At 69.8% G+C, this 13,455-nt stretch carries 9 protein-coding genes and 1 pseudogene; 7 read left to right on the top strand and 3 right to left on the bottom strand.

From position 1 onward, the window contains the following. The first annotated feature begins 479 nt into the window (after positions 1-479). Positions 480-1,073: an ArsR/SmtB family transcription factor gene (locus ACIPLC_RS35965; protein ID WP_400477259.1), complete on the top strand. Its 594-nt coding sequence runs from the start codon at positions 480-482 to the stop codon at positions 1,071-1,073. Between the two features lie 138 nt (positions 1,074-1,211). Beyond that, complete coding sequence (locus ACIPLC_RS35960; RefSeq protein ID WP_400477258.1) at positions 1,212-2,504, top strand: MFS transporter; 1,293 nt, start codon at positions 1,212-1,214, stop codon at positions 2,502-2,504. Positions 2,505-2,688: 184 nt separating this feature from the next. On the opposite strand, the gene ACIPLC_RS35955 is transcribed toward ACIPLC_RS35960, so the two are convergent. After that, positions 2,689-3,228 (bottom strand): hypothetical protein, encoded by a 540-nt coding sequence (locus ACIPLC_RS35955; protein ID WP_400477257.1) that lies wholly within the window; start codon positions 3,226-3,228, stop codon positions 2,689-2,691. Positions 3,229-3,529: 301 nt separating this feature from the next. On the opposite strand from ACIPLC_RS35955, the gene ACIPLC_RS35950 reads away from it, so the two are divergent. The 4 genes and pseudogenes from ACIPLC_RS35950 to ACIPLC_RS35935 all read left to right on the top strand — a co-directional run. Next, entirely contained in the window at positions 3,530-5,299 is a 1,770-nt protein-coding gene (locus tag ACIPLC_RS35950) for an MOSC domain-containing protein (RefSeq protein WP_400477256.1), read from the top strand. Positions 5,300-5,723: 424 nt separating this feature from the next. Next, entirely contained in the window at positions 5,724-6,149 is a 426-nt protein-coding gene (locus ACIPLC_RS35945; protein ID WP_400477255.1) for a nuclear transport factor 2 family protein, read from the top strand. 104 nt (positions 6,150-6,253) lie between these two features. Beyond that, positions 6,254-6,730 carry a hypothetical protein gene (locus ACIPLC_RS35940; protein WP_400477254.1) on the top strand — a complete coding sequence of 159 codons (477 nt, stop codon included), beginning with the start codon at positions 6,254-6,256 and terminating at the stop codon, positions 6,728-6,730. A gap of 1,748 nt (positions 6,731-8,478) precedes the next feature. Beyond that, positions 8,479-8,738 (top strand): annotated as a pseudogene (locus ACIPLC_RS35935) (hypothetical protein); the annotation flags it as partial. Between the two features lie 555 nt (positions 8,739-9,293). Here the strand turns inward: ACIPLC_RS35935 and ACIPLC_RS35930 are convergent. Beyond that, the gene (locus tag ACIPLC_RS35930) at positions 9,294-9,542 is read right to left on the bottom strand and encodes a hypothetical protein (protein WP_400477253.1); all 249 of its coding nucleotides are present in this window, start codon (positions 9,540-9,542) and stop codon (positions 9,294-9,296) included. Between the two features lie 366 nt (positions 9,543-9,908). Next, positions 9,909-10,190 carry a hypothetical protein gene (locus ACIPLC_RS35925; RefSeq protein WP_400477252.1) on the bottom strand — a complete coding sequence of 94 codons (282 nt, stop codon included), beginning with the start codon at positions 10,188-10,190 and terminating at the stop codon, positions 9,909-9,911. A 1,707-nt stretch (positions 10,191-11,897) separates the two neighbouring features. On the opposite strand from ACIPLC_RS35925, the gene ACIPLC_RS35920 reads away from it, so the two are divergent. After that, complete coding sequence (locus ACIPLC_RS35920) at positions 11,898-13,403, top strand: hypothetical protein (RefSeq protein WP_400477251.1); 1,506 nt, start codon at positions 11,898-11,900, stop codon at positions 13,401-13,403. Positions 13,404-13,455 lie beyond the last annotated feature (52 nt).

The raw sequence follows: 13,455 nt of genomic DNA, 5'->3' as shown, positions 1-13,455 counted from the left end.
AACGCTCGGCTGGAGAACTCCAGCCGAGCGTCTGCGTGATCTACTGACAACCGCATAGGCCATCAGGTGTTGCGAGGACTCCTAGAGACCGCCCCCTGGAAGGCGGGGGCATCCCGGCATGGGCGTCCAGTACTTCCCGGTACGCCTTCTGCCGCTCCTGCCGCACCCAGTGCCGGTGCTCGCTCACCGCCTGGTCGGCGACCTGCCGCCGGACCGTCTCCACGTTCAGCACCGCCGCGTCACGCGCGCCCCGAACGGCCGACCAGCGCCGACCAGCGCCGACCAGTGACCCGCCGAGCACCCCGACCATGCCGACGCCGCCCGCGAGAACGGCCGCCCACCCCTGTCCCAGATCCATCCGCCGACTCTGCCACAGCCGGTGTCCCCAGCGCCGCTACGAACGGACGGCGTCTCCATCCCCACCCCCGAGGTCTGAAAAATTTATTGCGCAATTTTTCCTGCAGATCTATGGTCTGAACATGCGACCCAAGCGCGAACCCGACCAGATCACCGACCTGTCCCGCTTGAAGGCGTTCACGAACCCGCTGCGGATGCAGCTCTACCGGCTGCTGTACGCCGCGGGCACCGCGACCGCCTCCCAGCTCGCCGAACAGGTCGACGCGGCGCCTTCGCTGGTCAGCTACCACCTGCGCAAGCTGGCCGAGCACGGCTTCGTGACCGAGGCGAGCAGCCGTCGTGCGGACGGCCGGGAGCGGTGGTGGCAGGTGGCCTCCGAGGAAGGCTGGGGCTTTCGCGACTCGGACTTCGCGGGCACGCCCGAGGGGGCCGCCGCGGTCGGCGCGGTCACCCGCGGCCTCGTCGAGACCCGTGCCTCCCAGTACCGCGCGTACCTGGACCAGGGCGCCGTCTGGGGCAAGGCCTGGACGGACTCGGCGTTCAGCTCCGAGTGGCTGATCAATCTGACCCCGGCCGAACTCGCCGAGCTGAGCGGCGAACTAGAGGCACTGGGCCGACGCTGGCGGGAACGCGGCAAGGCCGCCAAGGCGGCCGGCGACACCGAGGAGCGCGAGCACGTGTCCGTGCACCTCTACGGCTTCCCCTTCCGCCCTTGACGCTTCCACCCTTGACGCTTCCACCCCTGACGCTTCCGTCTCTGACGCTTCCGTCTCCGCTCCTCCCGCTCCTGCCACTCCCCCGTCGCCAACCCTTCCGCCCCGACACGGATGTGTCCCGACCTGCTGGAGCCCGCCATGGCCACCACGGAGACAGCCCGGCCCGAAACAGCACCGCCCCAGACAGCCCCGCCCGAACGCGCCGGCACCCCGGCCTTCCGCGACGGCAACGTGCTGCGCTGGCTCGCCGCGTACACCGCCTCGCTCGTCGGCGACAGCGTGTACTTCGTCGCCCTCGGCTGGTCAGCCCAGAAGGCCGCCGGCCCGGCCGAGGTGGGCCTCGTCATGGCCGCCGGGGCGCTGCCGCGGGCACTACTCATGCTCGGCGGGGGCGTGCTGGCCGACCGGGCCGACCCCCGCCGGGTGATCCTCGGCAGCGACGCACTGCGTTGCCTGCTCATCCTCGCGGTGGCCGCCGCCATCGCGCTGACCGCGCCGACCCTGTGGATCCTGGTCGCGGTGGCGCTCGTCTTCGGCGCCGTGGACGCGCTGTTCGTCCCCGCGGTCGGGGCCCTCCCGCCGCGGATCACCGGTCCCGACCAACTGGCCCGCGTCACCGGTCTGCGCTCCCTGTCGATGCGCCTCGGCCAGATCGCGGGCCCGCCGATCGGCGGCCTGGCCATGGGCCTCGGCGGCGCGGCCGCCGCCTTCACCGCCGCCGGCCTGCTCTTCGCCCTGTCCCTGCCGCTCCTGCTGACAGTACGAATACGCCCCCTCGGGGCGCGCGACGAGGACCCGCCGAAGCCCGGCAGCGCGCGCACGGACCTCCTCGACGGGCTGCGCTACATCCGCCGCCACCGCCTCATCGGCCCGCTCGTCGCCGCCGGAGCCGTCTGCGAACTCGGCCTCACCGGCACGCTCAACGTCGGCATGGTGCTGCTCAACGCCGAACGCGGCTGGGGGCCTTCCGGCTACGGCTGGATCGTCGGCTCCTTCGGGGCCGGAGCGGCGGCCAGCGCCGCACTGCTCGCCATCGTCGGCTGGCTGCCGCGCGCGGGCCTGATGCTGGCCGCGACACTGCTCGTGGGCTGTACGGGAGCGGCCGCCATGGCGCTGGTCCCGACCCTGTGGGCCGCCGCGGTGCTGGCCGCCGCCGTCGGATTGAGCGTGGGCGTCTCCGGCAGCCTGGACAACGCCCTCATCCAGACCGCGGCGGACCCCGCCTACCTCGGCCGGGTCACCTCCGTCGTCATGCTCACCATGATCGGTCTCGCGCCCCTCAGCTACCCACTGGTCGGCGCCGCCATCGGCGCCTGGGGTGCCGCACCGGTCTTCATCGGCTGCGGCGCCGTCGCCGGCCTGGGCGCGGCCCTCGCCCTGGCCTCCGCCCCGGTCCGGCATGCCGAGCTGCCCCGACGGCACCGGACGTGACCTCCCGGGCAGCGGCTCACTCGCCTCACTCGCCGCACCTCGCGGCCTTGCTGACGGCGCGTCACCAGGCAGCGTCCGCCGCCCCGGTTACAGCACGTCACAGCAGGAGACATCCGAAGCCGGCCCCTCACCTCGCCGACCAGCACCAGCACCAGCACCAGCACCAGCACCAGCAGATCACGGACTACAGCTGCCGCGAGAACACGGAAACCCTGCTCAGCAACCAATAAGCGCTGCTCGTACCGACGCCGTAGGCGAGGTGGGCGGCCAGATCATCACCCAGCGTCTTGGCGTCGTATGTCCAGATGGGTTCGTAGAGTCCCGCGATCGGAAGCACCACGTATCCGCTGAGCCACACGAGCGCACCGTACGGGAGCCCGTAGAGGACGCGGGGCTTGCGCAGCGAGGCGCTGACGACGCCGTAGAAGGCCGCGTTGCCCACTCCGTAGGCCCAGTGCATGAGCGTGCTGACGGGGAACGCCGCGCTGTCCGGCAGCTCGCGCTGGGTGAAGGCCTCGACCAGGCGCTTTCCGACCTGCCCGGGATCCGGCGCCTCCTGCCAGGTGCGGACCGGGGCGAACTCCCAGTGCAGGGCGTTGTGTTCGCCGCCGGCCCGGCGCTGGCGCAGGAACCGCACGGTGTCCATGCAGACGGTGCCGATCACTCCCGCCACCAGACCCGCACCGACAGCGCCGAGCGGAGTCAGCTGCTTGCGAGTGCGCATAGGCCGATCTCTCCCGATCCCGGTTCTTTCAGAAGCCGGCGCTCTCGCCGCCATCGACGTGCAGGACCTCGCCGGTGACGATCGCCACCCGCTTCTCCGAGCTCATGGGCATGTCCAAGCTGAGGTTCTCACGCTGGAAGTCTCCGGCTCACGGCAGGCCGCGCCCGGCGACGGCACCCACCGGTTCCGACTCTACCTGTCGCCGGGCCCCGGCGCCGCGCAGAGCTCTTCGGGTGCGGTCGGCGGCCGACCGTACGACGCTGGAGGCACCGGCCTGTCGAGCGCGGGAGGAGCACAGGTCATGGCCGCTCTGATCGCCGTGAGCGTCGGCATGCCCAAGGACGTCCCCTGGCACGGCAGGACCACCCGCACCGGCATCTGGAAGCACCCCGTCGCCGGGCCCGTGATGGCGCGCCGGCTCAACCTGGACGGCGACGGGCAGGGCGACCTCGCCGGGCACGGCGGCGAGCAGCGTGCCGTGCTGGTCTACCAGTTGAGCTCCTACCGCCATTGGCAGGAGTACCTGGAGCGGGACGACTTCACGTACGGCCAGTTCGGCGAGAACCTCACCGTGGACGGACTCGCCGACGACGAGGTGTGCATCGGCGACCGCTACGCGATCGGCGGTGCGGTCTTCGAGGTCACCCAACCCCGCGTGACGTGCTACCGCGTGGGGTTGCGGCTCGGCGAGCCGCAGATGGCCGCCCTGCTGGTGTCCCATCGCCGCCCGGGCTTCTACATGCGGGTGCTGACCGAAGGACGGGTGCGGGCCGGGGACGAGATCGTGAAGATCGCCTCGGGCCCCGAGGAGATGACCGTCGCGGAGATCGACGCGCTGCTCTACCTACCCGGCCACGCCCGGTCGCAACTCGAACGGGCCCTGCGCATCCCCGCGTTGAGCCCCGGTTGGAAGACGTCACTGCGAGCCCTGCTCGACGACGCGGATCGCGGCTCCGGCGCCGTGGGTGGAAACCGCGGGCTGACCACCAGCAGCCCGCCGCCGGCCTGGCCCGGGTTCCGCCGGCTCGTGGTCGCCCGCATCGAGCCGGAGAGCGCGAGCATCTTCTCGCTCACTCTGGCGGCAGTCGACGGCGAGCCGCTCCCAGCCGCGCTGCCGGGGCAGTTCCTCACGGTCCGCCTGCGGCCGGACCCACAGGCCTCCCCGGTCATCCGCAACTACTCGCTCTCCGGCCGACCGGGCGCCGAGACGTACCGCATCAGTGTCAAGCAGGAGCCACACGGCGTCGCCAGCACCTACCTGCGTCAGCAGGTGAAGGCGGGTGACGTTCTCGATGTCGCCGCTCCGCGCAGGACGTTCCTGCTCGCGGACGCGGACACTCCGGTCCTGCTGCTGTCCGCCGGTGTCGGTGCCACCCCGGTCCTGGCCATGCTGCACGCTCTGGCCGCGGAGCGCTCGCAGCGCGTGGTGTGGTGGCTGCACACGGCCCGGGACGGCGAGAACCACCCGTTCGCCGACGAAGTGCGCACACTGCTCTCCCAACTGCCCGCAGGCCGGTCGTTCGTCTCCTACAGCCGTCCGTCCGGCGTCGACCGCCCAGGTGTCGACTACACGGTCAGTGGGCGGTGCAGTCCCGAGCGGATCCGCAGCCTGGAGCCGCCTCCGGACGCCGACGCCTACATCTGCGGGCCGAGCGCGTTCATGCGGGACATGACCGGGGCCTTGAAGGCCTGCGGCCTGCCGTCCTCCCGGATCCACACCGAGGTCTTCGGGGCCACGTCCGCCGTCACGCCCGGCGTGGTGACCGGATCCGCCCGGGCACCGCACCAGCCGGCCGCTCCTCCCGGCGACTGCCCGGGGCCGTCCGTAGCCTTCGCGCGCAGCGGGCTGATCGTCCCCTGGCACCCTGACTACGGGACGCTGCTCGGACTCGCCGAGGCGTGCGACGTGCCCGTGCGCTGGTCCTGCCGCACCGGAATCTGTCACACCTGCGAGACTGCGCTCCTCTCCGGCCACGTCGAGTACGCCCCGCAGCCCCTGGAGCCCCCCGCCGGAGGAAGCGCGCTCATCTGCTGTTCGACGCCCCCGGCCGACGTGGTCCTGGACATGTAACCGGAGGCGTCCGTGGCCGAGGGCGCCACCGCCGACGGCGCAGCGAGCGATACGCGTCCAAGGCCGCCGACGGAGCACCGGGTTGCGCGCGGTCGGCGCGGCTGCCTAGCGTGGTTGCGTAAGGAGGGGAGAAAACCGGCGGGGCGGGTCGGTTTCGTGGGGCATCCCGCCGAACCCACTGCCGGCATGCGTCCGAGAGGGGATCTCTGCCATGGCAAAGGTGCCTCTCATCGTCAGCGGAGCCACCGCAACCTGGTGACCGGACAGCACCCGACCCCGGCCGCGGTCCTCGGGAACCGGATGCTGGAGATTCCTCAAGTGACCTGTCCTGGAGTGATCCGGCCCAGGCACGCGCCCGCGTCGCAGGACGTCGGGCGGCGCGTGGTGTTCCGAGCGAAAGGGCCATAGCGAAAGGGCCACAACGATGGAAGCGACGGTTGCCCGGGCTCTGCTGGACCGGCACTGGGCCGCATCGAACAGCGGTGACGCGGACGCGGAACACGACATCTACGCCGACGACGTCATCGTCGAGTACCCGCAGTCCGGCGAGGTCATCCGCGGCAGGAGCAACATCCAGGCATTGCGTACCCGGCATCCCTCGGTCCGGACCTTCACCGTGCGCAGGATCCTCGGAGCCGGCGATCTCTGGGTGACCGAATTCGTGCTCACCTATGACGGCAAGCCCACGCAGACGGTGAGCATCATGGAGTTCTCGGCGGGGCGCGTGGTGAGGGAGACGCAGTACTTCGCGGACCCGTTCGACCCGCCGGCCTGGCGGTCGCAGTGGGTCGAACGGATCGAACGGGTCGAACGGGTCGAACGGGTCGAACGGGTCGAACCTGGGGAGTGATCGGCTGCACCACGAAGGGGACATGACCGACCTCACCGTGATCTCCGGCCCCGAGTACCAGGTACTGAGCGCGCTCGCGGCGTGCCGAGCGTAGCCTCGTCCGCATGTGCCTGATGGTGTGGATCGGAACCGAACAGCCCGTGCCGCCGATCCCCTGTGCTGCCGATCCCCACCTCGTGACCTGCTATTGCGAGGCGCACGAGGTTGCCGCCGACGCACCCGTGCGAGCCCGCTTCGCTTCACCGCATGTGACCTACGTCGGCTCGCACGAGGGCTGTGGCTGTGGATTCGACAGTTCCCGGTTCGCGGGGGAGGGGTTCACCGACGTCGCCGACGCGATGACCCTCATCGACGCGATGCGAGACGAAGAACGCGAGGAGTTCCTCGCGCAGAAGCACTCACGGGAGTTCCTGGCGGCCCTGGTGTCCGCGGCCCTTCCGCACGGGACGGTCGACATATACGTGTGCTGGGCCGGAGACGAGGACGAGCCGCCCGACTGGGCACAGAGCATCGAGACCCGATGGCTGACCGAGCACCTGACTCCGCTCCAAGAACGAGTGAAGTACACGGTGTTCGGCTGAGCAGGAGGCGCGAGCCGACCAGCGCGTGATCGCTTCGCCCTGCCGTTGTCCACGTCCGGCACGGACAACGGCAGGACAGGACGTGGACAACGAACGGCGCGGTACCGTCGGCCGCCCGGCCCCGTCGTCGTCCGCCGGTGGCAGGCCGGGCGGGAGAGAAGACCCCGCGCCGTAGGAAGCGGGCCCGGCGGTGTTCCACTACCGACCGGAACACGGAGTGTGGTGACCCACCACAACGGTCGCGGGCTCTTCAACCGGGTGGCCGGCAACGCCGAAGATGAGCCTGCCCAGTTCACGTGCTGTGTCTCCGACGCCCGAGCAAGACCTTCAAAAGGCTTGTCGTTCAACCAAGCTCCGGTCAGTCGATGGGGCCTACCAGCCAACTGTCCCATCGCCAGGGAGAGTTGGCGGGTGGGTTGGCTCGACGTGATCGCGGTCGACGTGGTGCAGCACCGCCTGGGCGACGGAGTGGAGCCGGGTGTCGAGGCTCGGCCAACCGACGGCGTAGGCGGAGCCGTCGTAAGCAGCCTTCCGAGGTGGTTCTGCCACAGGCCGGGGCCGGGCGTCGATGAAGTGCTCGCCGCCGTCGTGGCCGGCGCACGGGAGTCATCCGTGCGACCGGGCTGCCGTCGGCGCGAGGCGCCGGGGCCTGGTGGCGCCAGGGCCTGGTGGACGACGCTCCCCTACTCCCCCAGGCCGCGTCCCACTTCTCCCCCGCTTCCGGACTCGTCGGGTTGTTCACCCGACACGTGGCGAAGTCCCAGCCATCGGCATGACCCACCTCGACCACCTCATCCGCATCACGCATCCGAACCGTCTCCTCGCGTGCGTGTACGAGCAGATGCCGAAGGGCCCGGACGCTGTCGGAGCGCCAGTCGGAGCGCCACGGGGTCGGCATGCGCAACACCACGTCGCCCCAGGACCTGGTGCCACCTCACCCTCCTGTGCGGACAGCACCGCGCCGCGATTTGTTTATCAGACGTCTTCTGATGTCTTTTGTGTTCAGGCTCTTGAACGTGAAATGGCCTGTGGCAGGAAAATCGCCTCGGATCGCTGAAGCGTCGGCTCCTGAGGCCTCGAAGAGGCCACTCGCGCTCGCCTCCACGCTTGAGGCCCCGGCCTTCACCGAACCGGACGTGCGGCGAACACCGCGACGACTCTCGCTCGCCGGAAGCCCGTCCGTGACTCCTCCCTCCCTTCCTCCCTCCCTTCCTCCCTCCCTTGACCGACCGTCTACCGATGTGCCGACATCGCTGCCCGGAAGGACGCCATGGACAAGTGAGCCCGCGAGGTCTTGGAGCAGTGGCTTGGCGAGACCAGCAATCGACTCAGTGCCCCCGACTGCCAACGCGAGCGGACACCAAGCGAGCGGACACCAAGCCAGGGCCATCTCCTCGACGGACCGGTGCCAACCACTTTTTCCCAGGGACCACGGCCCCTCTCCCCCGGCCAATGCGTCGCTGCGTCGCAGGTGCGAGCGCGCCCCTACACCTGCCGCTTCCTGCCCGACCAGCTCCACCCGCAGGCGTACTCAGAACATCGTCTGGCGGCAGCTACGAAGCATGCTGACCGAGCCCGGCGTCCATGCGCGTTGTCGTTCCCGTTGCCACGACTCGCTGCGGCACCTCGGTGGGCTAGCGCTGTGACCGCATAGGTTCAACCGGGCTGAGTCTCGGGCTGCGTGACTGCCCAGGGAGTGGAAGTGTTCGCTCGCCCAGGAACGGAACGGTGTGAGCGCCTCCGTGAGGTTGCCGGGGCCGCACGCCGCGGTACGAGTCCGAAGACTGACCGACCAGGAGGGACAACGACTGCCGCAGATCGTGCGCCAGGACAGCACCAATTCGGTGCGCTACCGCCGCGCGATGATGCTCCTGGCGTCGGCCGGCGGGAAGCGCATGCCCGTCATCGCCCAGCTGGTGGCAGCTGACGAGGACACGGTGCGAGATGTCATTCACCGCCTCCATGGGATCGACTCAATGAGATCAGCCGCGCCTGCTTGGATCCTCAGTCGATCCGCAAGCTCGGTGCCTGATCAGCGACCCGGCGAACCTTCGCGGTGACAGCACTAGGTATCACCCACTCCCCCTCCCCCTGGGCTTTCGCCACGCGACAAACCCGGGTTCGCGGAGGCGCCAGGTGCCCTACACCATCGCCAGGTGCGGCTTCGATGAACGCCCTCAAAGGCTGGCCGACATCCGCGGCCGACTGCTCCTGACGCCCGGCCGAGTCCGGCACGGCAACCAAGCTGCAGCTGTCGCTGCGCGGCGAGCGGGGGATCTCACTGGCCGAGGCCGTGGTGGTGTCGCCTGCCATCGCGGGAATCCCGTTGGCATTCTTCAAGTGGCTCAGTCGAAGGCCGCGACGATTCGTACGGCTTCCTCGCCGAAGCGATCCGCCAGCACGCTCATCACGGCGAAGGCTGTCCGTCCGTGCTGTGCCCTTCCGGACGGACAGAGCAGAACACCGCTTCGACCGATGGCACATCGGATTTTCCGCAGAAAATTCAGAGCCCCTCAGCGGTACAGCACGTCCTGTGCCTGCGGCCTGAGTCGACGGCCCCGGATCAGGACCTGTCCTGTGTCGGGACAACCGTGGACAGTACACCTCGCACAGGTCCAGAGCCTTGAGATCCGTGGGGGAAGGCGAAGATCGGCCCGACATACGCCGGGTCGAGGGTGAGGCTCACCCTCCTGCCGTCGTCGGTGCCGCCGCCGCTGCCGTCGTCGGTGCTCTCGATGCGAGCACGCAGCATGTACGCCGGAGCCACCGCGACGGCTGAATGCGGCCTCCTCTCCTCCAGGGCGAGCAGCACGTTCGCCGCAAGCGTGCGCTTCGAGGTGAGATCCCTGGGCCCACAGGTGCAGCCCCGGGTTTGGCCACGTCGGCTGGTCCGGATACCGATGCTGCTCCCCCATCAGAGCCCTCGAATTTTCTGCGGAAAATTCATCGGCCGACGAGTACACAGACCGGACTCCGATCAGCACAGGCAGTGTGCCCACGGTGCGTCCCAAGCGGCCTCTCCCCCTCCCAGCGGAAGAATCGCCGTGCCGCCAGGCGAGCCAACGGCTTCGACTCCGTCACTGCCACCTACGGGTGAGCGCCTGCCACGGCACGTGAGGGTGCTCCTCTCCCCCACTGAGGCACGCTGTGAAAGTGATCAGGACAATCGCCCGGTACCTCACAAGCCCTGGATGGCTTCGCCCACGTCGGGACCGTAGGAGGCCCAGCAGATGACTGAGCCGTCGGAGTCGAGCTGCCCCCTGTACCAGTCGTCGTCCGCTCGCACGAGACACAGGCCGTGGAAGGACAGGATGACGTCGGGTCGGAGTGAGGCGTAGTCCGCGCGGCCGTGCTCCTCGATCACGACCAGTCGTTCGAGGGTGAGCAAGGCGGCTTCAGAATCCCTTGATGCGGAGCGCACTCGCTCGATCGTCCAACCGTCGGGCAGTCCATCGTTCACCGCCGCATGATCGCAGCGAAGGGTGTGTCACCGCCACTCGTCTATGGCGACGATCACCCCGGTTGCCTCGTAGCGGACAGCCACCTTCTCGTACCGCGTCGCCACCGCGCGGTGTTGCTTGAGCCAGTTGATTCCGCACTCCACCGCGTGGCGCGCGCGATAGTCGTCCCTGTCGAACCGGGAGGACGGCCGCCCCGGGCTCCGGGCTCCGGGCTCCGAGCTCCGAGCTCCGAGCTCCGAGCTCCGAGCTTCTCTCGACGACGGTCCTGGTAGGCCTTCTCCGGGATGGTGCGCCGGAGGACCTGTCGGCGCGGACCGTGGCAAGGACGCGTGCGCGGTCGTCCGCCGCCGAGGTGAAGAGCGACAGTGGCTTCTGCCCCTGCTCGATCGCCAGGAAGAGGTCGACCTCCTCCAACGGCAGCTGCCCCGAGACTGAGGTGCCCGGCCCGGAAATCGACAGGTGCAGCAGAAAAGCCGAGGCCGCGTCATCCCGTCAGACACGGGGCCCTGTGCGTCCGACGGCTGCCCTGGGCATGGAGAATTTTCTGCGGAAAATCGTCCAGCCGCGATCCTCTGACCCCGGACGCCGTGGTGCTGTCCCGAGCTCGCCGCGCGGCGATTGCCCCCTGCTCGTACCGGACACAGGAATGGCCACCGCGCTGATTCCGGTAGGCGACGCCGGTGGACGCTGCCAGGATGACGAAGGTCCAGCCCGAGCCGCGCCCGTTCAGGTCGAGATGGATGCGCCGTTTCCTCCAGGCCGGACCAGTCGCCTCAACGACTCCCCCACACCTGGCTGAGTTCTCGTCACGACCGCAGGCCGATGATGCGGCTTCACCGAGAAGGCACCCGGCGTGCTGTGGCCGAACCCGCCGCAGGGTCGTTCGCCAACCGGCCGGGTGCCGCTCCCTTCGGATCGCGGTGGACCGGGCCGTCGGGCCACTGAACCCTGTCGCGGAATTTTCCGCAGAAAATTCGGTGGGTCTCGGGGAAAGCACCGAGGCGGCCCGGGGGCCTCGTGCAGGTACGCGGCCAGGTCTAGCCACGAATCAGAGAAATCGCCTCCGCCGGAGCGGCGCTCCAGCCGAGGCACGTGGACGACCAGCTCCGGGAGGCGGCCCGCCGGATGCTCATCTGACGGGCCGCCTTCGCCGCTAGCAACCGACGACACGGCGCGGCCCCAGCCAAAGAACTCAGGCCGGGGGAGAGCCGGAGAACCCGGCCCGCCATCAACCTGCCCCGCCCGACACGTCGACGGCCGCCCCCAGCCGTGTCAGCCGAGCTGGTCTGCTACGGCCGCAGCGCGACCGAAGGTCCGTCAGCGGGCACGGCTTCCGCAGCGTCCCATCCGGCGGCAGCAGAATTTTCCGCGGAAAATTCGGCGGCGGACGGCTGAGCCAGCGAGGGCCAACAGTCCCACCAAGCTGACACGTCGGCCCCGCCCGCTCACTGCCTCCCGGATTTTCCGCAGAAAATTCTGCGGCGAACGGCCGAGGCAGCGGGGGAGAGGCAGCCCAATCCAGACGACGAGTCTGCTCCGCCCGCTCAACTACCTCCCGGATTTTCCGCGGAAAATTCACGAGGCAGCAAGTGGTCGATCAAAATCCGTCCGCAGCTTCGGTGGGCGGTTCCTGGGGGATGGGCCGGAGCCGTCAAGTTCGGCGAACCCTGTCGGCGCGGTGCCTCACGCCCTGCCACGATGTCCCGATGTCCTCCCTCCTTCTCGCAGAACCGTGGCTGCGAGGCATCGCCGCCAACCGAGCTGCACCGTCCGACGTTCTGCTGCGGCTACTGGCCCCGCAGGGACGCGTTGCCTGGACGACCCTCTGCCAGGAACGCGCGCTTCCCCCCGAGGTCGTCGAGGCGGTGGTCACGCACCCCGCGCAGGCGGTCCGCCGCGCCTTCGCCCGTAACCGGCACGCCGCTCCCGAACAGCGAGGTCGGCTGGTCGACGACCCTGATGCCCTCGTCCGCGCGGACCTCGTCTCAGGCCCGCGCCCACGCCTGAACAGAGCAGCACCGCTGCCCGACGACGTCCTGGAAATCCTGCTGACCACACGGGACGAACACCGTCGGGACCAGTTGCTCACCGCCGAGGAGATCCGGCAGGAGCTGCAGTTCTCCGGGCAGATTCCGGCGTCGTTCCGCCGCAGAATGCCCGACCACCCGAACCCCGCGCTTCGGGCCCAGGCCACCAACCTGTGGCAGTGGCTCAGCCCTGGCCAGCGCGACGCGCTCCTCGCCGACCCGGATCCCACCGTGTCGGAGGCCGCCCGTGACCGCAACCAGACCCTGGACCCTGCGGCGATGGAAGCAAGCCTTCCGGAACGTGCCTGTCACTCCCGGAATCATCTGCTCATCAACTACGCCGTCTCCCACGCCGTGGCCGAGCAGTGCCTCGCCGAGGGGCGCGACCTGTGGTCACTTGCCCGCAACCCCCACACGCCCGGCGACATCGTCGCCCGCCTCGCCCACGACCCCGATCCGGACGTGCGCAAGCAGGTGGCCGCCAGAGCCGACCTGGGTCCGTCACTGCTGGCGGGACTGGCCCAGGACCCGGACAGCGCCGTACGGGCCCGGGCCCTGCTGCAACCACTGCCGCGTACCTGGCCGCAGCGAGACGCCCTCGACCAGGTCGTCGGCCACGCGGTCGAGTGCGTCGGTGCTGTCGGTGAGATGTTCGTCGAGCCGGGGACGAGCTGGTACGAGGCGTGCGCCGCGTCCCCGGATCCTCAGCTGCGCCGAGTCGCCGCGACCTGCCCTCGGCTGTCGGAGGAACTGGTGCCCCGTCTGGCCGAGGACGCCGACGAGGACGTACGCCACCTGCTGGCCTACAACCACCCGCTGGCACCGCCCGCACTCGTCCTCGACGCCTTCATCGCCACACCGCGCCAGCGCCCCTACCTGCTCACGCTGCCCCGTCTGCCCCGCACCGGGCTGGACCACCTCCTCGACCACGACGACCCCGACGTCCGCGCTCTGGCCGCCTCCGATGCCGGCCTGGCCCAGCCGCCCGTCCGCCTACTCGCCGACCCCGAGCCCCGCGTCCGTCAGGCCGCGGCCACCAATCCGCGCCTTCCCCTCGACCTGGTCTCAGCACTGCTCGACGACCCGGAGCACGCGGAAGGAGCCGCAGCCAACCCGAACCTGGCCGCTGACCGCCTCCATGAGTTGCTCGACCTCTGCGAGCTGCCCGGAGCCACCGCCAGCTGAGGACCCCACAGCTGAGACCCCGACGGCCGCGGGGTTTCAGCGGCCGCGTCCG

The sequence above is a fragment of the Kitasatospora sp. NPDC086801 genome (assembly GCF_044745805.1).
Taxonomy (GTDB): Bacteria; Actinomycetota; Actinomycetes; order Streptomycetales; family Streptomycetaceae; genus Kitasatospora.
This window is presented reverse-complemented; position numbering and strand designations above follow the sequence as displayed.

What these genes read in the sequence shown, in the direction of transcription:
- ACIPLC_RS35965 (WP_400477259.1), top strand. Translation starts at nt 480, where the DNA reads ATGCGACCCAAGCGCGAACCCGACCAGATCACCGACCTGTCCCGCTTG.
- ACIPLC_RS35960 (WP_400477258.1), top strand. Translation starts at nt 1,212, where the DNA reads ATGGCCACCACGGAGACAGCCCGGCCCGAAACAGCACCGCCCCAGACA.
- ACIPLC_RS35955 (WP_400477257.1), bottom strand. Translation starts at nt 3,228, where the DNA reads ATGCGCACTCGCAAGCAGCTGACTCCGCTCGGCGCTGTCGGTGCGGGT.
- ACIPLC_RS35950 (WP_400477256.1), top strand. Translation starts at nt 3,530, where the DNA reads ATGGCCGCTCTGATCGCCGTGAGCGTCGGCATGCCCAAGGACGTCCCC.
- ACIPLC_RS35945 (WP_400477255.1), top strand. Translation starts at nt 5,724, where the DNA reads ATGGAAGCGACGGTTGCCCGGGCTCTGCTGGACCGGCACTGGGCCGCA.
- ACIPLC_RS35940 (WP_400477254.1), top strand. Translation starts at nt 6,254, where the DNA reads ATGTGCCTGATGGTGTGGATCGGAACCGAACAGCCCGTGCCGCCGATC.
- ACIPLC_RS35920 (WP_400477251.1), top strand. Translation starts at nt 11,898, where the DNA reads ATGTCCTCCCTCCTTCTCGCAGAACCGTGGCTGCGAGGCATCGCCGCC.